General features: G+C 35.2%; 21 protein-coding genes. 7 read left to right on the forward strand and 14 right to left on the reverse strand.

Going from position 1 to position 21,480, the window contains the following annotated elements:
* The first annotated feature begins 473 nt into the window (after nucleotides 1-473).
* Nucleotides 474-1,280, forward strand: a complete 807-nt coding sequence (locus Q0E71_RS02115; protein ID WP_294795533.1) for an SDR family NAD(P)-dependent oxidoreductase — start codon at nucleotides 474-476, stop codon at nucleotides 1,278-1,280.
* Between the two features lie 58 nt (nucleotides 1,281-1,338).
* On the opposite strand, the gene Q0E71_RS02120 is transcribed toward Q0E71_RS02115, so the two are convergent.
* The 5 genes from Q0E71_RS02120 to Q0E71_RS02140 form a co-directional block, all read right to left on the reverse strand.
* Nucleotides 1,339-1,602: a hypothetical protein gene (locus tag Q0E71_RS02120; protein WP_294795535.1), complete on the reverse strand. Its 264-nt coding sequence runs from the start codon at nucleotides 1,600-1,602 to the stop codon at nucleotides 1,339-1,341.
* Between the two features lie 13 nt (nucleotides 1,603-1,615).
* Nucleotides 1,616-2,017 carry a GNAT family N-acetyltransferase gene (locus Q0E71_RS02125; protein WP_294795537.1) on the reverse strand — a complete coding sequence of 134 codons (402 nt, stop codon included), beginning with the start codon at nucleotides 2,015-2,017 and terminating at the stop codon, nucleotides 1,616-1,618.
* Nucleotides 2,018-2,110: 93 nt separating this feature from the next.
* A complete protein-coding gene (locus Q0E71_RS02130; RefSeq protein ID WP_294795539.1) occupies nucleotides 2,111-3,220 on the reverse strand; it encodes an ABC transporter permease in 1,110 nt (369 codons plus the stop codon).
* The gene (locus tag Q0E71_RS02135; protein ID WP_294795540.1) at nucleotides 3,207-4,304 is read right to left on the reverse strand and encodes an ABC transporter permease; all 1,098 of its coding nucleotides are present in this window, start codon (nucleotides 4,302-4,304) and stop codon (nucleotides 3,207-3,209) included. The genes Q0E71_RS02130 and Q0E71_RS02135 overlap by 14 nt, the downstream gene beginning before the upstream one ends.
* Nucleotide 4,305: 1 nt before the next feature.
* Nucleotides 4,306-5,244, reverse strand: a complete 939-nt coding sequence (locus Q0E71_RS02140; protein WP_294795541.1) for an ABC transporter ATP-binding protein — start codon at nucleotides 5,242-5,244, stop codon at nucleotides 4,306-4,308.
* 201 nt (nucleotides 5,245-5,445) lie between these two features.
* Here Q0E71_RS02140 and Q0E71_RS02145 point away from each other — a divergent pair, with 201 nt between their 5' ends.
* Nucleotides 5,446-6,132, forward strand: a complete 687-nt coding sequence (locus tag Q0E71_RS02145) for a phosphoribosylaminoimidazolesuccinocarboxamide synthase (protein WP_294795542.1) — start codon at nucleotides 5,446-5,448, stop codon at nucleotides 6,130-6,132.
* A 67-nt stretch (nucleotides 6,133-6,199) separates the two neighbouring features.
* Here Q0E71_RS02145 and Q0E71_RS02150 read toward each other — a convergent pair whose 3' ends face one another.
* From Q0E71_RS02150 to Q0E71_RS02165, 4 genes are all read right to left on the reverse strand, one after another.
* Entirely contained in the window at nucleotides 6,200-7,537 is a 1,338-nt protein-coding gene (locus Q0E71_RS02150; protein ID WP_294795543.1) for a hypothetical protein, read from the reverse strand.
* 26 nt (nucleotides 7,538-7,563) lie between these two features.
* Nucleotides 7,564-10,188 carry a DEAD/DEAH box helicase family protein gene (locus Q0E71_RS02155; protein ID WP_294795544.1) on the reverse strand — a complete coding sequence of 875 codons (2,625 nt, stop codon included), beginning with the start codon at nucleotides 10,186-10,188 and terminating at the stop codon, nucleotides 7,564-7,566.
* Complete coding sequence (locus tag Q0E71_RS02160; protein WP_294795545.1) at nucleotides 10,188-12,026, reverse strand: site-specific DNA-methyltransferase; 1,839 nt, start codon at nucleotides 12,024-12,026, stop codon at nucleotides 10,188-10,190. The genes Q0E71_RS02155 and Q0E71_RS02160 overlap by 1 nt, the downstream gene beginning before the upstream one ends.
* A 105-nt stretch (nucleotides 12,027-12,131) precedes the next feature.
* The gene (locus Q0E71_RS02165) at nucleotides 12,132-13,499 is read right to left on the reverse strand and encodes an S-layer homology domain-containing protein (RefSeq protein WP_294795546.1); all 1,368 of its coding nucleotides are present in this window, start codon (nucleotides 13,497-13,499) and stop codon (nucleotides 12,132-12,134) included.
* A 121-nt stretch (nucleotides 13,500-13,620) separates the two neighbouring features.
* Between Q0E71_RS02165 and Q0E71_RS02170 the strand changes: the two genes are divergently transcribed.
* Genes Q0E71_RS02170 through Q0E71_RS02190 form a run of 5 tightly spaced genes read left to right on the forward strand, consistent with a single transcriptional unit; the run spans nucleotide 13,621 to nucleotide 17,512 of the window.
* Nucleotides 13,621-14,592: an RnfABCDGE type electron transport complex subunit D gene (locus Q0E71_RS02170; RefSeq protein WP_294795547.1), complete on the forward strand. Its 972-nt coding sequence runs from the start codon at nucleotides 13,621-13,623 to the stop codon at nucleotides 14,590-14,592.
* A complete protein-coding gene (locus tag Q0E71_RS02175) occupies nucleotides 14,585-15,193 on the forward strand; it encodes an FMN-binding protein (RefSeq protein WP_294795548.1) in 609 nt (202 codons plus the stop codon). The genes Q0E71_RS02170 and Q0E71_RS02175 overlap by 8 nt, the downstream gene beginning before the upstream one ends.
* A gap of 1 nt (nucleotide 15,194) precedes the next feature.
* Entirely contained in the window at nucleotides 15,195-15,803 is a 609-nt protein-coding gene (locus Q0E71_RS02180) for an NADH:ubiquinone reductase (Na(+)-transporting) subunit D (RefSeq protein ID WP_294795549.1), read from the forward strand.
* The gene (locus tag Q0E71_RS02185) at nucleotides 15,803-16,387 is read left to right on the forward strand and encodes an NADH:ubiquinone reductase (Na(+)-transporting) subunit E (protein ID WP_058259538.1); all 585 of its coding nucleotides are present in this window, start codon (nucleotides 15,803-15,805) and stop codon (nucleotides 16,385-16,387) included. The genes Q0E71_RS02180 and Q0E71_RS02185 overlap by 1 nt, the downstream gene beginning before the upstream one ends.
* A gap of 9 nt (nucleotides 16,388-16,396) precedes the next feature.
* Complete coding sequence (locus tag Q0E71_RS02190; RefSeq protein ID WP_294795550.1) at nucleotides 16,397-17,512, forward strand: NADH:ubiquinone reductase (Na(+)-transporting) subunit F; 1,116 nt, start codon at nucleotides 16,397-16,399, stop codon at nucleotides 17,510-17,512.
* A 63-nt stretch (nucleotides 17,513-17,575) separates the two neighbouring features.
* Here Q0E71_RS02190 and Q0E71_RS02195 read toward each other — a convergent pair whose 3' ends face one another.
* The 5 genes from Q0E71_RS02195 to Q0E71_RS02215 form a co-directional block, all read right to left on the reverse strand.
* The gene (locus tag Q0E71_RS02195; protein WP_294795551.1) at nucleotides 17,576-18,205 is read right to left on the reverse strand and encodes a hypothetical protein; all 630 of its coding nucleotides are present in this window, start codon (nucleotides 18,203-18,205) and stop codon (nucleotides 17,576-17,578) included.
* 28 nt (nucleotides 18,206-18,233) lie between these two features.
* Nucleotides 18,234-18,629 carry an HIRAN domain-containing protein gene (locus tag Q0E71_RS02200; protein WP_019214228.1) on the reverse strand — a complete coding sequence of 132 codons (396 nt, stop codon included), beginning with the start codon at nucleotides 18,627-18,629 and terminating at the stop codon, nucleotides 18,234-18,236.
* Nucleotides 18,622-20,067, reverse strand: a complete 1,446-nt coding sequence (locus tag Q0E71_RS02205) for a helix-turn-helix domain-containing protein (protein WP_294795552.1) — start codon at nucleotides 20,065-20,067, stop codon at nucleotides 18,622-18,624. Before Q0E71_RS02205 ends, Q0E71_RS02200 begins: the two co-directional genes overlap by 8 nt.
* A 27-nt stretch (nucleotides 20,068-20,094) precedes the next feature.
* Nucleotides 20,095-20,913 (reverse strand): hypothetical protein, encoded by an 819-nt coding sequence (locus Q0E71_RS02210; RefSeq protein ID WP_294795553.1) that lies wholly within the window; start codon nucleotides 20,911-20,913, stop codon nucleotides 20,095-20,097.
* A gap of 89 nt (nucleotides 20,914-21,002) precedes the next feature.
* The gene (locus tag Q0E71_RS02215; RefSeq protein ID WP_294795554.1) at nucleotides 21,003-21,464 is read right to left on the reverse strand and encodes a hypothetical protein; all 462 of its coding nucleotides are present in this window, start codon (nucleotides 21,462-21,464) and stop codon (nucleotides 21,003-21,005) included.
* Nucleotides 21,465-21,480 lie beyond the last annotated feature (16 nt).

Here is a 21,480-nt window from a genome sequence, read left to right on the forward strand (position 1 = left end):
ATTTGTACATTAAATAATATAGATTTTTTCACTATATTAATTGAAGAACTTAGAACTATACGTCCTACCGTAAGTTTAAGCAAATCGACGTTCACTTCGTTCCGTCTCTTTGTAAACTCTGGCATAAGGCATGCATAGCCAATCGAACATCGCTAACACTCGTTCTCTTGGTGCATGGACTTAAAAACCTTTGCGCTACGCAGGAAAAAGAAGAACCTCGTCCATAAACGTCCGAGAACCTTGGTGCTTCGCACTGAGATGATTGAGCGATGTTCTATTGCTAAATAATTTCGTCGTAGTAATTTTTAGGAAAAATTTATGAATAAGGCGAAGCATAACGAGCGACCGACCGACATCGTACATACAAGTACGTTGAGGGAGGAAGCGAGCGCGCGAGCCTTAGTCGAAATTTTAACAAAAATTAACGCGAAATTACACAAATTGGGTATATATAAATGAAGGGGGATGATATAATGAAAGTACATGTAATTACAGGCGGAGGTAGTGGTATAGGCTATGAAATCGCCAAGGCATTTGACGATGGTCTTGTTATCATTACTGGAAGAACTGAGGAAAAGCTAAAAAAGGCGTGCGAGGAGCTAGAAAAAACTGGCAAAGCAAAGTACGCGTACAAGACTTGTGACGTTTCAGGCAAGAACAGCGTCATGGATCTACTAGCATTTGCCACTGAAAAGGGAGATTTGATGACTGTAGTCAACTCGGCTGGCGTTTCAGGCGTCGGTGCAAATGTCGAAGCCGTTTTGAACGTCGATTTAAAAGGAGCAAAACACATCACAGATGCAGCTTATGAACACCTTGCTAATGGCGGCGTTTTAATTCAAATCGCGTCAATGATGGGCCACATCGTTCCCGTGAGTGATGCCTATATCAATGAACTGATTGAGCCCGACAAAGAAGGGGCTATAGAAAAAATCGCTAGCCTTGTTAATGGCAATAGCGATAACGCATATAACTTCGCAAAGCTTGGCGTTATTGAGATGGTTAAGGCAAACGCAATGAAGTTCGGCAAAAAAGGTCTTCGCATCGTATCCGTTTCCCCAGGCATCATTATGACAGAGATGGCAAAGGAAGCGCAAAACGAAAATGCAGATATAATGAAAAAGATGGTAGAAAATACTCCAGCCCAAAGAACTGGCGAGCCAAGTGACATTGCAAACGCAGTGAAGTTCTTGGCAAGTGACAAGGCAAGCTTCATCACAGGTACTGACCTACTTGTCGATGGCGGCTTATCACTAGTACTAAAGTCAATGTATCAATAGTTTTATGCATACGAAAGGAGCAGACGATGTGTCTGCTCCACGTTTTTTTTACATTCATCTAAACCCTTGGATTTAAGCTCATTTTGACTAATGTTACATTTACAACTATCATTAACATGGTCGCTGTGAGATAAAATACAAGTTTTATTTTGCTTGACTTTTCATTTTTATCAAATTTTTTACTTGCCCATATAATAAATTCCGCTAGACCAAAGATGCTAAAAACAATCAATGGTGTTGTAAAGAATAACATTTGGTTTGGACTAGAACCTATTTTAATTGAAAATATTATTAAAAAGTATAAAATTTCTACTATAATCATCATTTTATCACCTCTATTTAAAATAACTCACTACGCCCGCTTCACTTATCTCTTTCATGCCGATGGTCTTGTAAAACGCATTAGCAATGTCATCTTCACCATCGGTATTAACTTGTATCCAGCGAACATCTTTATATTTTTCAAAAACTTCCTTCATTAGCTTTTTCGCTAAGCCCTTGCGTCTATAAGCCTTTTTAACAATCAGGTCTTGCACTAAAAGCACGTGTTCAGCGTCTCCCACGCATCTTACAAAGCCTACAAGCTCGTCACCATCCATATATCCAAGCGTTAGCAAAGAATTTTTTATCGCTCTACTAAGCTTTTCATCATCGCCTAAATAAGCGCTCCAGCCAGCTTCTTCGTAAATAGCCTTTATTTGTGATAAATAGCTTTCATCTATTTCAATTAATTTCACAAAATCATCTCCAACAAAATAATTATATCATAAAAAAGCAGCGTCCACTAAGAAAATTTGTGAACGCTAAAATATTTTTTATTAAATTCAAAATTAATTTATATTATCATTTACTTTTGGTTTTGACAATACTGTTATAAGTATAAAAGCAATTGCAAAACCCGTTAATATAAGTAAATTCGTTTTTATCGCAGAAAAGCTTGGATTTGTGATCAAAGTGTCATTATTCTTAACAAAGTAGTAGCTTGGGAAGACTTTTCCTATCTTTAAAGCTGTCTCACCCAATATTTCTTGTGGAACAAAGGCGCCGCACAAGAATGACGAGCCGAGCGAAATAACATTGGTCACGCCTGCGATGGCATTTTCATTCTTAATTATGCTCGATATCATAACTGCCATAGTCACGACGACTATTGTAAAGACAAAGGCATTGAGCATCATTAGGTTAATGTATGTTTTTGAAAAGTCATACTTATAAAGAACTGTATATAAAAGCATGTATAAGAACCAGACGAATAAAGCATTTGCGATGTGTCCCAAAATTATTTCTAGATTCATCCTCTTACTTGAAACTGGCGAAACAAGATTTCTCATGGCAACTGTCTTCTTCTTGTAAACTCTGACAATGATTGAGACCACAAGTATAATTTGCGATAAAAGCAGATAATTTAAGAAGTTAAAGAAAAATCTTGCCCCGTTATCAACTTTAACTGCCGCTTCATTTTTGATTGCGACATCAAATTTCTTTTCTAGGTCCTCATTCGTATACTTAATCGCATCAGATTTATCAAAGCCAGCCATCTCATATGCAGCAACTTGGCTTAGATAAGTGTTTACCTTCTCTTTAACACTCATTGCGTAAATATTTCCTGGTGCCGCCTTATATAAAACTTCCCTCGAATCGTCGAAATCTTCAGGAATTTCAAGCGCCGCGCTTATGACTTCGTAAAACAATTTATCCTCGACCAAAGACTCATCCATGTTTTTAATGCTATCAGTCTTTGATAGGTACTCTGTAAGCGCCTTTGAAAGCTCAGTTCCCGCCTTGTCCTTGACATATATGTTTACGCCAACGCTTTCATAAACCTCTTTTTTCTCGCTTCTTGATGAGAATACTAAAAGAGCTGCAAATATCATTGTATATAGGATGATGGCTGTCCTGTGCGCCCATACTATTTTGAAATAATTTTTAAAGACTTTCATATTCTTTACCTCTCATGAAAAATAGTGATGCCACTATGAATACTAAAGTTATTATGCCTAAATACATCATGTTTTGCATGAACCTCGTCATCGAATCGTAGTAATATAGCGAGTAGACAGCATCAGTCACGATGGCAACTGGATTTATCTTGTTGATGATAGGCGCCTTCTCAGCGATAATCACCTTCATGTCGCTCTTCATCATACCTGCCAAAAACGACATCATCATGGTGATGGCGATACCCATACCTATCTTAGTATCGATATTTGCCTTATTTGATACGCCAAGGAAAATTCCAAAACAAACGCCTGTTAGCGATGAAAGTGCACTTAGCGCAATAAGCGGAAGAACTCTGTCGCCAAAACTAACTCCCAGAGCCTTATCCAAGTAAAATATGAAAAACAATGTTATCGCAAAATTTATAATCCAACTAGCAAGTACCGCCGCTCCAAGGCTTACGCTCTTTTTAACTGGCGATACCGCATTACGTTTTGCATTGGTCGATAGATTCGCTTCGTATTGGTAAATAACATACATGCCCCACATGTAGCCATATATCGTCGTCATACCAAGAAGCGTGTAGAAAAATGCGTTTACCGGATCCATATTTTTTCTCGAAACGTCCTTGATGTGATCATCCACGTCCAAAATTTTGCTTAAATCAGTCATCGGATCCTTTTGCATAATCCTAGTAATCATCGCAGCCTTTTGTGAATAAGCATTCATAATCGTCTCAACTATGGTCTCAGATATGCCCGACTTCTTCGTATAAATCTTGTCCATAGAATCGATGTAGGCCTTGATACTATCGTCCTTGTCCAAAATGTCAGCGCTACTCGCATAAGTCACATGGAAATATTCCTCGTCCTCCATCTCCTTCATAAAGCTATTAAAATTCTCATCGTCCAAAAGACTTTCATTTACCGCCACGTCTATGGTCTTGAACTTCTCTTTCTCAGTGATGCCGCCAAAGGCAAGCTTAAAGAATATCCCTAGGACTATTGGAAATATTAATGCCCAAAATAGCATCTCCCTTTGCCTTAGAAGGTATCTGAATGTATTTTTAAATGAGTGTAAAAACATCTTAATCCCTCAAATCCTTGCCAGTTAGTTCCAAGAAAACGTCGTTAAGACTAGGCTTTTCAACATTTAAAGAGCTGTAGCGAATGCCATTGTCATCAAGAAGCTTGATTAAATTCATTAAGTAGCCATCGCCATGAGCAAAGCTAAGTTTAACAGAGCCGTCCTTGTTCTCGTAGCTAAGCAAGTGCTCAAAAGCCTTGATCTTTGTAATGACATCATCATTAAGCTCCTTCGAAGTGAAAGATATCTTTTCATTCATAGTGATCATGTCCTTAAGCTCTTCAGACGTGCCCTTTGCAATCACCTTGCCCTTGTCAATGATTACTATATCATCACATAGAAAGTCAACTTCATCCATGTAGTGCGATGTGTAGATGATAGTCGAGCCCTCATCGTTAAGCTTTTTGATCCCTTCCAAAATATTGTTTCTCGATTGAGGGTCAACAGCAACAGTCGGCTCGTCAAGAATGATAATCTCAGGTCTGTGAGCAATGCCACAAGCAATATTAAGCCTTCTAAGGAGACCGCCAGATAATTTTTTAGGTTTAAATTTAACAAAATCATTAAGACTAACTAGGTCAATCGCCCTTTGAACGAGCTCCTTCCTCTTAGCCTTGTCACTTATGTAAAGACCGCAGAAGTAGTCGATGTTCTCGTAAACACTTAGCTCATCATAAACAGCTACGTCTTGAAAAACAACACCAATCCTTCTTTTAATCTCGTAAGCATCAGGCGACATCTCCTCGCCAAAAATCTTTACACTGCCCGCATCCTTCTTAAGAAGAGACAAAATACAGTTTATCGTAGTCGATTTACCACTACCATTCGGTCCAAGCAAGCCAAGAATCTCGCCCTTCTTCACGTCCAAATCCAAATTGTCAACAGCAGTGAGCTCCTTGTATTTCTTCACAAGACCCCTTACCTCTATAACAGTATCCATAATTACCTCCTTTACTACATATAATATAATTATAACACTAAAACCATTAACATAGTATAAAAAATATGTAAAACGCATGTAAATTTAATTAAAATAAAAAATATACGAAGTGGCAAGGCCATAATCATAGTGAAAATGAGAGCAATAGCTTTACATTTAAAAATAAATGGAGTATAATAAAAATAGATTGGGGGAATAGTTTTGAAAAAGTTATACCAAGGAAAAACAAAAGACGTTTACGAACTAAACGACAAAGAAGTATTATTAAAATTTAAAGACGACGTAACAGGCAAAGACGGCGTGTTTGACCCAGGCCAAAACCAAGTCGGCTTAACAATGGAAGGCGCAGGACACAGCGCATGCCTACTAACAAAGTTCTTCTATGAAAAATTGAACGCAAAAGGACTAAACACACACTTCGTTTCAGCAGATCCAGAAAAAAACGAAGCAGTAGTTAGAAAAGCAAAAGTATTCGGTAACGGCGTAGAAGTCATCGTGAGATACAGAGCAGTTGGCTCCTTCATCAGACGCTACGGCCAATACGCAGAAAGCGGCATGAAACTACCAGCCTACGTTGAAATCACACTAAAAGACGACGATAGAAACGACCCACTAATTACAAAAGACGCACTAGAGATGCTAGGCATAATGACAGGAAGTGAGTACGACGAACTAGTAGGCCTTGCTAAAGACATCGGCGAGTTTGTAAAAGATGAACTTGCAAAAAAAGACCTAGAGCTATACGACATAAAATTCGAGTTCGGTATGGTCGATGGTAAAGTCGCTTTGATAGATGAAATATCAGGCGGCAACATGCGTGCATATAAAGGAGACGAGTACGTAGAACCACTAAAATTGGAAAAGATATTGTTGGAAGACGTTAAATAGATTGAATGGATTAAGGGATAAGAGATAAAGAGAAAAGGCTATCGAGTGATAGCCTTTTTTGTGTGTGTTATTTATCTTCTTCCTCAGAAATATTTTCATTTAATTTATCAATTTCATCAAATTTATCGTTTAAGATTTGATTATTTTCTATTGCTTCTAATAAACTTTTTATATTGTCTGGATAACTAATTTTAGGAATTGAATGTGCTAATTTAAGTGGCTGAATTAAATGCTTTGGTATTGATGTTGTTGCAGCTTGCTTCAATTGTTCATTTAAATTGCTTTCTGGTATAATACCACTTAAACTTTTTTGAAATTCAATTGCACTACTTAAATTGTTTTTATAAGCTATTGTAGGTGTATCCGCTAAACTGTTTTTTAGAGCTAAGTTAATATTATCCGAAAATTGCTGTCCCTGTATACATGAGGCAATTCCCTTTGAAATTTCTCTTAACTCCTCCATTACAGGAGCCATAGTTTTCATTAAATCGATACTTAAGCCTACTATTGACTTAATAGACTCATTAAACGAATATAATACATCAACTACATTAACGTTATCATTATATTTTTCATCTTCTATTCTTCTAATTGCACAATCTAATTTCTTATTGCTTTTTATAAAAACTTTTTTATAATCTATAAAATCACTATCCGACATCTCTTTATGATGCAACACATTATTTCTTTTATTCTTAATATCCTTTATATCAGTTTCTAAAAATTCAATATCATCATAAGTATCAAATAACTTTTCCCATAAAGAAATAACCTTATATTTATTTAGTATAGATAAAACGTCTTTTTTTTCGCTTTCACTTTTATTCACTTCAAATTTTGCTTCTTCTATAATTTTAACAGCATTATATTCCTCTCTCGTATTAAATAAATACTCTATATAATTATTAAAAGTAAAACATTCTAATGCCATTTCAACATGCCTGTTTTTGTTATTTTCCTTCTCTGTTACCTCTTTCAATACATTTGCAAATATAGTCTTTTGTACCCATTCATTTCCATAGGCAGCAAGTGTTATTAAATATATACATTGCCGAAGCTTTCTTTCAAATCGTGAAATAAACGGAGATAGCTTGTTACAATAATATTCAGAGGATCCATCATAGTCAATTATAATATTATAATCTTTTCTATGTTCTCCTTGCCTAATTTGATCTTTGAGATAGCAAAGGGATTTTGCTTCATCATAAGTGTTAGTTCCTTTTATAGTACTTACTTTAAGCCTAATAATACTATCATTTATAGACTTTTTAAATTCATAGTTAAAAATAAATTCGTCACATATTAACTGATTATCCTTAAAATCTACTTTTCCCTTAAAATCTTTTACCAACTTATTTTTATCTATTTTATCAACTTTGCTCATAAAAGTAATATCTACAAACACTATTTACCTCCGCATTAAACCTTTCCCTATAAATTATCTATAAACTCATTAACTGCTTCTTCAAACTTACTTATCTTTTTATCATTATAAAATGGCAAACCAAGTATCATATAATTATTTACTGCTTTTAATGTAGAACTTTTTATTTTATGTTTTTCAGCTATTTCAAGCATAAACTTTTCTTTCCAAGCATCATACTCAAGAAGCTGATCTCCTTTTGGTTCTGCATAAACTTGATAATTATTATTTTTGTCTATTCCTTCTCTTTCTATAAACAATAAAAAGTCTGGTTCAAATCTTTCTCCATCAGAGAAAGAATATATAGCAAGATCTGGTATTCTCTCATTTCTTACTAAGAAGAATTTTAAGCCTTTTGCTTCTAACTTTGGTTTTATCTCATTGTTAAAATATTTTATAAACATTTTTTCTTCGCTTGTTCCGTAGTTATCCGTATAAACATACCAATTTTGGTCAAATAAATTATATTGATACTTTTTATTTTGATTTGTATTTTGTGAAGCTCCTAAGCCGCCATTCTTATCAATACTCGATATAGATATACTCTTGTTCTTAATAACTTCAGATATTTTCTTTGGATAAAATTCTCTCGATCCTTCATATTCAGGTTTTAAGCTAAGTATATATGATGATATAGTGTTAAATGCTCTAATCAGTCCATTAAATATATCTCTTGCTTTTATTTCTTCGCCAGTATAATCAATCTCAATTTTATTATTGCCTAAGTACTTATCACTTGTTAAAAACTCTCTCATTGATTTTAAGTTTGGATATTTTTCTTTTAGCACCGAAAATTTTAACTCACTATATGATTCAGCGGCACCAGATAATAAATTATAAGGTATATTTTTAAATTTATTATAATAAGTCTTATTTAATTTCTCATTAGAATTTTCTTCTTCCACTGCGTCAAATAATGAGCTTACTTTGCCCTTAGCGTCCCTTACAGTATATAGATGCATTACATTCTTTTTGCTTTCTTCAAGTTCTAGCACATGAGATCTGTCTTTTTGAATCCTCTTGTTTGAAAAGACAAAGCCTTTTTTATAAATGTCTGAATCTTTAAATGAATCTTTCAATACATAAGTTAATTTAATCGGCTCTTCGTCTTGCATGCCAGTTTGTACAAGTGCCCTTCTTAACTCAGATATATATTTTGAGTCATCTCTTGAATGAAAATACATTGTTTCAAGAATACGATTAGGATTATCTAGATCAGCATCATATTTTCTTTTATATTTTTCTTGTTCTTCATCAATTTGAAATGGACAATACCTTGCTCCACGACCAATTAACTGAGCTTCTCTTATTGTGTAGGTCGAGATACCTTTTCCACCCTGACGTGTATCATAAAGCCTCACTATATCAAATAAATTTAATACGTCCCAGCCTTCATTAAGCATATCCACTGCAAATATCAGTCTTATTATATTATCTTTATCCTCTAAAGAGTTAACTTTTAATTGTGCTCCTTTTGTATTGTCTGTTTCACCGTTCATGATTATAGTTTTATCCTTTGTAAAACTATCTTTAAGAGAATTTATTAAAAGCATAAAGCTAGAGTCTTTTTTCTTAAAATAGTCTAAAGCTTCATTTAATTCTTTTATGTTAGAATTATATAAATTTATAATGTCACTATCATTCAGCGATTTCATCTTTTCAAAAAACTCTTCATAAAAATTTTCTGAATCCTTTATCTTTTGTGATTTAAAAAGCACCACTGGTTTTATGTTTAGCTTAGCATCAGCAAATAAATACTTACGATATTCACTGATAACTATAGACATTAAAGCCCTTTCCCACAAGTTTGAATTTGTAGCAAAGTTTTGAAAGTCTTTTGTATAACCTGATTTTCTAAATTCTAGCAATGGATAATTATAAATTATCTTATCCAAGTATTTTGCTTTAACATTTTTATCTTGTAAATCAGCTGTTGCAGTAAATTCAAGCAATATATGATCTTTGTTTCTTGAAAAAGCGTTCATAACAGAGTATTCCCAAGAATTTTTATCTTTTTCTTCATTATTTGTCATCTTTTTCGTATAAGTATTTACGTGATGCGACTCGTCTGATATGAACACAATTTTTTGATTTTCAAAATCTTCATATGTTATAGAATTTTCTTTTGGCATAAATAAATCAAAATGTAGCTTTTGAGTCGTAGTAAAGCAAATGTTTATATCGCTAGAGTTTTGATTCAAGCCTAAAAAGTTATCAACTTGATTTATTTTTATTTTTTCTCCTAAATATTCTATATTGTCAGCAAAAAGATATTTATTAGATAAAGAATTTAAAAAGTTCTCTTTAGTCTTTTCTAGTATATTTTTTTGATTAACGAAAAACAAAAAGTTCCTATATCCTTTAGTGTAAAGGTATAAAATTAGTCCTGCCATGATGACAGTTTTGCCAGAACCAGTTGCCATGTGAAAAAGAGTATGAATTTGCTTGTTCTTAGAAAGCTCTGGCTTTTCATAATATGTTATAAAATATTTAAAAGCTTCTTCTTGATATTCTCTTAAAACAATATTCTTAGATAATGATTTTTTCACAAATTCTGGAATATCGTTTAAAGCATTAACCCCATTTTTGCCATTTATAGCTTCTAGTGCTTCATATAAAAATTTATCTTTCATCATTTCACCTCATAAAATGACTTGCTAAATTTTCTTTCTTCTTCACTTATTTCATAATCTTCATTATCTATGTCAGAGTAGTTTACATAAAGCTTGTTTTTGTCGACTAAAGTAATTAATGCCTTCTTTTTATCTTCCAAGCTTAGTTCTTCAAATTCTTTATCTGTTTCTATCAATTCATTTTTTGTTAAATATGGTATGATTCTGTCGTCATTGTATATTTTTTCTTTAATCTCTTTTATATTTGCCTCATCACAAGCTTGTATTGAATCAATAAGCTCTTGAGCATTTTCTTTTAGTTCGCAATAAACAAAGGAGCCTCCACCTTGCCAATTAACTGACTTTGATATACCGCCTTGCTCGCCATCTATAACCTTTTTTAAACGTTCTATAGTAATATCTTCAATATAATCCATTTGTTCTACGCCAATATAGCGGCGACCCATTTTGTGAGCAACAGCCGCTGTTGTTCCTGATCCAAGGTTAAAATCTAAAATAATATCATTAGTATTTGTAACCATAGATAATATTCTTTGAATTAAAGCTTCAGGCTTTTGTCCAGATCCAAAATTAATACGCTCAATTGACATTGGATTTATTACAAAAATATCAGTCCATAAACTATTGATAGGCTGTCCTTTATATTCATCCAAATAAATTTTTCTATTTATATTTTTATCTTTTGAATCTGGAAAAGCCAGCCTTCCTTCCCTGTCCCACTGCTCCATAACCTCTCTAGATATAGAATAGCCCTTTGCGGGTGTCTTATATCCTTTATAATCATAAATTAAATTTTCTCGATAGTTCGGGCTTTGTATAGGTGACTTCATAAAGATACGTCCGTTTTCATCTTTAAAAACAAATCTCTCTTTAATATATTTTTGTGTTTTCTCATCATCAAGTGAGAACACTGGCATATAATACATACTTGCTATGTCTTTAGAGTACCATAAAATCCATTCAACCACATTATTAAGCTGATTAGATGGATTAGCGCTCCCTCCACGTCTTTTCCAAGTAATAGCATTTCTGAAGTTTTCTCGTCCAAAAATTTCATCCAATAAAACTTTTAAATAAGCTTGTTCAAATGAATCTATTTGAATAAATAAAGATCCATCATTTCTTAATAATTTCTTTGCTAATTCTAATCTATTTTTCATAAACGTTAACCATGACGAATGATTAAAATTATCATTGTAATTAAAGCTATCGCTTCCTGTGTTGTATGGTGGATCTATATAGATGCACTTAACTTGTCCCTCATATCTTTTTAACAAACTTGCAAGTGCGATCAAGTTATTGCCTTTAATTATTAAATTATCATCTTCATTAAAAGTAATTCCTTCTTCAACGCCATCTTTTGTATATCTTTTTGCATTTGTAAATACTTTTGGATCAAGCATACGTCTTATTTCATCTTGAGCAAGTGTTTCGTTATAAAAAATTTCTTTTCTGTTTTGATCATCTTTTGTTTGTCCGCCTTCAAGAACGCAGTCTTTGTATGGGAAGTCTAAAACAACATCGTTTTTATTAGCAATAAAATCATTATTACTTGTTAAACCTATCTTGTTTGTATAAGCTGTGTATGAATCTGGTAAAAACTCTTTTGAATCTATTAGCCAAGCAAATTTTTGTTTATCAAAAACTAAGGTATCATTAATATTTGTAAAAAATGTTTTCTTTATATCTTCATCTGATAATAATAACTTTAATAGATTTTCGTTCATAGTCATTATATCTGAATAAACTTTTGCTTTTAATAGCTCTCCTTCATCTGTAACATAATTACTATTTGATTTGAGCAAATTAGCTACTCTATCTAAAATATTTTCCTTCATTTGCATTTGCCTCCCAATAAATCTTTACTATATTATATCACATAATACACTCTTTAGCCCATAAAAATAGATGCCAAGTACTTTTACCTCTTGACATCTATCATCCTATTTATCTTTTATCCTTATCAATGTCGCTATTGCTTGCTCTTTTGTGTAATGGCTTTTTGGCGCAAATCTTCTCTCGCTTACTCCTTGCATAATTCCTGCTGTATAAACTTTTTTGACGTCATCTATTGCCCAAGCGGAGATGCTTTGGCTATCTGTAAAGCTAATATCGCCTGAAGCTAAATTCATGCCAAGCTTTTCGCTTAGCTTTGACAAGATCCCTGCGGCTTCTTCTCTTTTTATTTTACCATTTGGATTGAATTTATTATTGCCAAGACCATGGACTATGCCTTCGTAGGCTAATTTTTCGACGGCTAGCAAAACGTTATCGTCAAATTTAACTCCGCCTGAAATTTCCTTTTTTGTCATGCTTTCATATAGATTTACGGCGATGCTGCAAAACTCGCCTCTTGTTATATCGTCCCTATAATTATTTTGAAGTATTGGAGGAACTAGTCCTTCATCTATGGCTCTCGTAATCTCTTTTTCTGCCCAAGCTGATGGCTTTTGCCAAGCTTTTTGCTCTTTGCTATTGTTCAAATCAATGCTATATTTTTTATTGTTTTTGTATGCTTCGAATTTGCCTTTGCCAAGATATTCTATCCTATCATACTCAAATGGTATAAGCACTCTTCCGCTTCTATCGATTACGCCGCTTTTGGCATTGTTTGTAGTTGACTGAGAGCCTGCGTACCATTCACTTGCCTTGCTTTTAACTATGGCGTAGTCGTCTTCAAAAACTATGCCTGCTGGCCAAACTTCATCTATAATAAAGTCTAGGACCATATTTTGCTTATCGTCAAGTAAGGCTAGTTTAGGAACAAGTGTTTCTTTAAGTGACTCGCTTTTTTTGTTTAATACATTTTGCTCGTTTTTTGCATTTACTTTTAAGTATCTAGAAAGGGTAATGTATCCAGCCTCATCTACTCCGCTTACCACGCCATCGAAATGTGCTGGCGTTAAGTCGCCTTTCATATCTGAGATAAAATACTTTTGATCTGTATCATTTTTATCTTTTTCTGCCAATAATAATTTATTCTCTGGTAAAAAGTATATGTCTTTATACTTAAATGGTATAAGGGCGCTTCTTTCTTTAGTATCTATCACGCCGACAAAGCCACTTGCACCATCATTTGAAATATAAACGATGGCGTATTGATCTTTTGTTTTGTCGAAGGATATATTATGCGAAGCGTATTCAAAGTGATAGCCAAGGACTGGTTTAGGCGCTTTTTCAAGCTCAGATACAATCGCATCTATTTCCTTTTGATTTAGGCTTATATCGCTAGCTGCGTATGTGCCGTTGCTAAAAGCTATTGTTAAAAATATTGCTATAATAATTTTATATAAAAGATTTTTAATTTTCATTGTCATTCCTCCCATAATTATCAATTTAATTATATCACATATCCCCCCTCTCTTGTTTATTTTTCTATTTTAGTATATAATTTATATATAAAAGAAATTTATCTATAAAGGAGTGAGCGCATTGAAAGAGTTTTACAAGAAGTACTTTATGAAGCAAAAGATGATGCATTCTGTGATTTACTCACTGATCCCTATCGCCTTGGTGGCAACGTATTTCTACGGTCTAAGGGTTTTGGCTCTCTTAATCACTAACGTGCTCGTCGCTCTATTTGTTGAGTACTTATCGAACAAGAAGATTTTTAAGCTCGAAAAGGTCTCTGAGGCGGCTTTCGTTACTGCCTGTCTCTACACTATGACGCTGCCTGCATCGATCCCGTTTTGGATTTCGGCTGTGGGTATGGCTTTTGGAATTTTCTTTGGGAAAATGGTTTTTGGCGGCTTCGGCAAGAATGTTTTCAATCCTGCTTTGGTTGGCCGTGTATTTATCTATGTTAATTTCCCGCAATTCATGACTATTTACTGGAATGAGGCTGCAAATGGCTTACCTGGTGGCTTTGGAACTTTCTTAACTAGGGGTCTTGACTCATTAACTGAGGCAACTCCTATGACGATGTTTAAGCTTGACGGCTCTCTTGAATCAGTAAATGCAATGCTTTTAGGTAATATACCTGGTGTTATCGGTGAAACTTCTAAGGTACTCATCATCATCGCGGCTATTTACCTAATTGTAAAGAAGGTGGCTAGCTGGGAAATCATGGCTGGAAGCACTTTGGGCTTCGTGGCTCTTAGTTTAATTCTTCGTGCTATGGGCGTAACTACTGTGCCTGACCCAATCAGCGGCATCTTGATGGGCGGTTTCTTATTTGGTACTGTCTTTATGGCGACTGACCCGATATCTGCTGCTAAGACTACTCTTGGCAAATGGATTTATGGTGTGATCATCGGCGTTGTAACTGTTATCATCAGAGGCTTTGCTTTATTCGCTGGCGGGGTTATGTTTGCGATTTTGATTGGCAACACTTTTGCTCCTATCATCGACTACGCCATCAATGCGGCGAAGGCTAGAAAGAAGGAGGCGCGTGCGAATGGCTAAGAAAAAGAAATCTATTGTTTATCCTGTAGTTTTTATGTTCGCTCTAGCACTGCTATTGACCCTTGCTCTAGCTTTTCTAAATGAGGTAACGACTCCTGTGGTTGAGTTTAATCAAGATATTGAGCTTAAGAAGAAGATCTTAAATGTTTTTGACATACTTCCTGCGGACGCTGATGCAACTGCCATTGACAAGGTTTTTAAGGACAATGTAGTGAGTGAAGATTATAATGGAAAGAATTTATATATTTATAAGAGTGGTGACGAGGTCGTTGCCTATGCGGTTCCTATAAACGGACCAGGTCTATGGGGCTCGATTAGCGGCTACATCGGTGTTAGTGAGGATTTGACTAAGACGACTGGTCTTGAGTTTATCAAGCAAGACGAAACGCCTGGTCTTGGCGGACGTATTACTGAGGATGCTTACAAGAATCAGTTCCGCGGCCTTGACATAAGTAATTACACTGACAAAAACATCGTTATCAACAGACCTGCAAGTGGCGGCAACATCGACGCGATCAGCGGTGCGACTCAAACATCGACTTTCGTTGTGAACATGATCAACGAGGACCTTGACGAATTTATAAAGAAGGGGGTTAAGTAATATGTCTAATAAATACACTAAACTACTTAAGAACGGCGTAGTTGATGACAATCCGGTTTTGGTTCAAGTCATCGGTATATGCTCGACTCTTGCTGTTACTAACCTTTGTATGAACTCACTCGTTATGGGTCTTGCTCTTGCCTTTGTTACTGGCTGTTCATCATTTTTGATAAGTCTACTAAGAAAGGTAACACCTAAGCATATACGTATGATGGTTCAAGTCTTTATCATCTCCTTCTTCGTTATCATCGTTGATATATTCTTAAAGGCTTATATGCCTGAGATGAGCAAAACTTTAGGGCCATATGTCGGCTTAATCATAACTAACTGTATAATTATGGGACGCGCTGAAGCTTTTGCCATCAGCAACGATCCTATCTCAAGCTTTGTAGATGGCGTGGCATCTGGACTTGGCTACACTTGCGTACTTGTCGCGATTGCCATAATCAGAGAGCTGTTGGGCTTTGGAAGCATCTTTGGCTTTAGAGTTATGCCTGAGGGCTTCGTGCCTTGGACTATGATGGTTATGCCACCTGCGGCATTCTTCATACTTCCAATACTTATGTGGATCGCAAACAATCGTTTAAAAAAGAAAGGAGATGCTAAGTAATGAGTATACATCCTTTAGTAATATTTTTCGCATCGATTTTTACATCGAACATGATATTCTCAAACTTCCTAGGCATGTGCTCTTTCATTGCTGTCAGCAAGAAGATAGAGACTGCAACGGGTCTAGGCATCGCGGTAACATTCGTGCTAACGATAACAACGGTTATCAACTACTTTTTATACAAGCTCGTGGTGATGTTTAACATAGAATATCTAAGATATATAATATTTATCATATCCATAGCAGCCTTCGTTCAAGTTTTGGAAATGATTTTGGAAAAGTACGTGCCAAACCTTTATTACGCTCTTGGCATATTTCTTCCGCTAATCACTGTTAACTGCGCGATACTAGGCGTGAGCTTATTCATGGTTATCAGAGAATACAATTTCCTACAAACTGTGGGCTTCGCTATAGGCAGTGGTCTTGGCTGGATGCTTGCCATCGTGTCAATGGCCGGAATTAGATCGAAGATCAAGGAAAATTCTATACCTGAAGGTCTTAGAGGCTTCCCTATCACACTGATTATCACTGGGATTATGGCGATGGCCTTCATCGGCTTCTCAGGCATAGTGCAAATATCGTAGGTGACGGATATGGTACAAATAATTATTACTACTTTAGTCGTAGCTGGTCTATGCGGGATATTTGCCTTGCTATTATCAATAGCGGACAAATACATCGCGGACTATGGCCAAGTGAAAATGACTATAAACAATGAAAAAGAATATATTGTTGATGGGGGCGATAGCTTACTATCAACTCTTAGAAATCAAAAGGTCTTCATACCATCGGCTTGCGGCGGCAAGGGCTCATGCGGCTACTGCAAAGTCAAGGTTTTAAGCGGCGCAGGACCTGTGCTTGCGACTGAAAAACCGCAACTCACTGAAGAGGAGCTTAAGACTAACGTGAGACTATCTTGCCAAATCAAGGTTAAGAATGATATTTCTATCGAGATACCTGAAGAGCTATTCAACGTTAAAGAGTACGAAACTACTTTAGTTGAGAAGCTTCCATTGACAGATAGAATTACGAAATTTAAATTTGAACTGCCTGAGGGCGAGACTATCAGCTTCAAGCCGGGTCAATACGTTCAGCTAAAAGCTGAGGCGTATCCAAAGGGCGATGACTACGAAGCTTCAGACGAAGAAGTTTTCAGAGCCTACTCCATCGCCTCGAGCATCAACGATACAAAGCACATCGAGCTATTGATCGGCTTTACTAAGGGTATATGTACTACCTACTGCCACAAGATTTTGAAGGAAGGCGACAAGGTCACTATCAACGGACCATACGGCGACTTCTATTATCATGATGATGATAGCGAGATAATACTAGGAGCGGCAGGAACTGGTTTTGCTCCGATACGTTCGATCTTAAATCACATGAAGGACCACGACATCAAGAGAAAGGCAAGATTTTATTTCGGTGCGAGAACGCCAGATGACTTATTCTTACTTGATGAGCTAAAGGACTTCGAAGAAACTTTATATGACTTCAAATTTATACCAGTCCTATCAAGAACAACGCCCGAAATGAATTGGGAGGGCGACACAGGACACGCGGACGACGCAATCAGAAAGTACTGCCAAGAGACTGGCAAAAACAGCTCCGCCTACCTATGCGGCTCGCCTAGGATGATAGAGTCATTAACGGCAGCACTTAAGGACGTGGGCGTGCCAGAAGACAAAATTTACTATGACAATTTTTAGATAATTGAATTTAGAATAGCATAAGAAATCCCCGATATAAATTGTATCGGGGATTGTTTTTGATTATTCGTTAATATTATTATTAATTTCTTTCCAAACCGCTATAAACGATTTTCCGCCAAATATCGCATTATCTATCTTGTATAAATCATAGAGCGATTTAAATTTTCTTAAATCACTTAAATATCCAAGATAAATACCATCTTTTTTTATAACTACTATAGAGTCTCTTCCATTGTAATTAAATTCGTATCCTTTTTTAAACTTTATCCAATCTTCTACTGTAAATGCAGCTGTTCCTGCAATTATTTTTAAGATGTCCTCTGCTATTTCTGTAAAAAATTCATCGTCTGAGACCAAGAAAACTTTTTCATCAGAATATAATTTTGAATACATAGCTATGTCATAACTCATTTGCATAAGCTCAGTCTTAGTAATCTCAATCTCAATATCTTTTTTATTATCATTAAACTTTTCTATGGCTTTTTTCCAAATAGGAGCCATCTCGCCAAAAATGCTTATGTAATCATAATTAGCACTGATAATTTTTTGTGCTGCTTCATTTACCAGTCTTTCATCTTTAGTGTGATGAACTATTAGGAACAATCTTTTCGCTTTAATTGTTTCAAAATTCATGTAGTGAGAATCATGAACACAAATATTATCATTTATCCATTCATAATTGTAATACATTATATATAAAATCCTTTCACTATCTGCGCTAGTCTTTTAAATAAATGTCCATCTCAATTCTAAGCCATTCATCCACTGTCTCTTTGTCCTTAATTCTTGCGTAAAGCTCTTTGCCAGCATCCATAAGCCTTGAGAATACTGCGTTGTCGCCTCTCGGTACGTAGCCAATCTTTTCTTTTTGAAGCGTTTCCACGCGTATGGCCTTATCATCGTGAGGATTGTCTTCTCTGAAAAATAATAATTTATCGTCAATATTTAAATGCTTTTCAATCTCAAAAATATTGTCGACGTGCGTTGTTCCAGCTACATGCGTTGTAAATAGATAGATTTCTCGCTCGAATGGCTTTGGCACGACAAGACCGCCTGTGCCATGTAAGACACCTAAAAGGCCGCCACCATCATCTTTTTTAACTAAATCACTCATCTTTCTCCTCCAATAATTTTGCGTTTATAACTTTCCAACATCCATTTTTAGAGCTTCCTACATATTCTATAGTACCAACATCTCTTAACGCTTTTAAATCTCTCTTTATTGTACTAAGAGATACTGAGAACAGCCTAGATAACTCACTTGCAGTAATACTTGGTTTATGCGTCATACAATCAAGAATTTTTACTCTTCTATCGCGAGTAGTTAATTTTTGATCCTCATTTTGACCCTCATTTTTGGTCTCATTTTGGGTGTCATTTTGAGTGCCATTTTGAGTGTCATAATTCATATTTTTCATTAGTACAAAAAATGAACTCTCTGTAGACTTAAACTCAGGCATTAAATCATCTCTATAATTTTCTTCTGCTTGATATGCTTCTATAATTTTTCTAAGGCCTGAACCTCTCCTTTCCATCAAATTCATTCTTGCAAATAAATCAGCTATTATAGGATTTCTCCTTCTTGAGTAAACTTCATATGGGTTTATATCCTGAACAAAAGTGCCATCATACATACCGCCCGGAGAATATATTTCTAATCTATCATCATATATATCTACATGAACTTCACTCCCTATCACAGAATAGTCTCTATGAATTAGTGCATTTACTATAGCTTCTTGAATAGCTCTCTGTGGGTACTCAGGATATTCAACTCTATACATTGCTTCTTTTTTCCACATTTTTTTAGTATTTCTTTTTATAAAATCCATTGAAGCTTTTAAAAGATATATGATATTGCCTTCAAACTCTTGATCATCTAGTGCATCCATTAATCCATTCGCCTTACTTAATCCATTCCATCTCGTACAAAATACTCTTGACTGATAAACTTGATGTCCATCAGCAAATAAAGCTCCTGCTATGCTTAATTTGCCTTCGTCATTTACAAGACCAAATGATTTTAAATCTTTCTCTTGAAGTTCTTTTCCTGTTCTTTCTTTAAACTCTATATATAGTTCTTTAAACGTTACTTCTTTTATACTTTTCTTTGATTCTAAGGAGTCATATGTTATATGCTCACCCTTTAAAGATAAGTTAAACAAATCTAATCTAGTGGCAGCTACGCTTTGATTGCCAATTCTTTTATATGCAGTTCTAGAGCCAGAATCAACAACAAAGTATGGAGTGTTTTTTCCTTGAAAAACAGTTAATATTATAACAATTTTTCCGTCAAAATCCAATATCTCTATATCAATATCAGGTACTGGGTCCATCTTAGTCTTTATTAATTCACTTATACTTTCAGAATCTTCTTTGTAATTTTTTAGCCCAAGTATAGTATTATCTTCTTTTACTCCAAAAATTAGCTTTCCACCTGAACCATTTGCAAAAGAAGAAACAGATTTCAACCAAGATTTTGCTTTATTTATCTCTAATTTTTCTTTCTTATCATATAAATTTGTTTCTCCTAAATATTCTTTTAATTTCAAAATGTCCCTCCATAGATGTGTTTTGTATCACTCATCTTTCTCCTCCAATAGTTTTGCTATAGCTTCTTCTAAATCCATTATTGCGTTTTCATAATCCTTAATCGATTCATTAAGCTCATCCTGCTTCTTCTTCATAAGACTATCATCATCAAGATAAATCTTTAATGTATATGGGAAGCGGCTCTTGATCTCTTCCATATTCTTTTTAATATTTTCAATAAGTTTTTCAAGACGAGCTTTTTCTTCGGCAAGGTCTAAGACAGTTTTTAGCTTAGTCTCATCATCCTTTGCCTCTTGATCCGCGCCAGAAACTACATAGATAAGCTTCATGCTAGCGACGTCACCACTTTTATACGCTTCGACCGCTCTTACAAAAAGTTCTTTCTCAGCCTCAGTGACTTCTGGGTTAAGGTCTGGGTGCAGCTTTTTAACAATTTTTCTATACATATCCTTAAGGTCTTCGCTCTCGACCTCGGATAAAAATTCGCCCTCGCTCCTCTTTATTGATGCATTCAACTCATGAAGTTTTTTCTCAAGCTCTTTCTTATACTCTTCAAACTCTTTGTCAAGAAGCTCTTCTATATCTATAAGGATGACTTTTTCTGATCTATAGACCTTTGCTTGAATAAGCTCCTTTTTTCGTTTGAGTCTTTGATACTTAAGGCTTAATTCATACAGCTTATACTCAAGATATCCCACTTTGACCATATACCTCATCTTGATGTTTGGGCAAACAGTGTATATTAAATTGTCGCGCTCCTCAACTAGCCTTACAAGCTCTTCTCTAAGCGCCTTTATATCGTCCTTTAGTTCAATTTTGCCTTTGAAATCCATAATATCCGCCATAGTCCACCTCTTTAATTAATTATATCACTAGAGATGACAATTTTCAAGGCAAAGAAAAGCTCTCTACTATAAGTAAAGAGCCAATATTTTTATCCAATACTATTCAATCCATCATAAAACTCGTTGAAGGACTTGATTTTACTCATCCTTCCGTACGAAAGCTCTTTGTTCTCGCCAAACTCGTATAGGAAGCACTTTGCAAGCTCCTCAACTGTCACTTCAAGCGTCGTGAAAAACTCTTGATAAGCAAAATTTTGCGCCTTGCTTCCCTCGTCGAACATATTTATAATCATCGATTCACAAACTTGATCAAGTGGATACATTTTGATATGCATTAGCTCATGAACTATGGTTTCTTCGATGTTCTCGTCTTTTGGATTTACTGCGTTTAGCATAAGTACTGCCTTTTTGTCTGTCGGGTCTATCTTGAAATCGCCCGTCTTATTCCATTCAGGATCTTCGACGAACTCCAGCCTTATGTCCCACTCAGGCACTATGCGTAGTTTTTTGGTGTATTTATCAAATAATTCTTTTACTTTTTCTCTGTCCATATTTTTACCTTCTTTT

The sequence above is a fragment of the uncultured Fenollaria sp. genome, from assembly GCF_934202865.1.
In the GTDB taxonomy this organism is placed as follows: Bacteria; Bacillota; Clostridia; order Tissierellales; family Peptoniphilaceae; genus Fenollaria.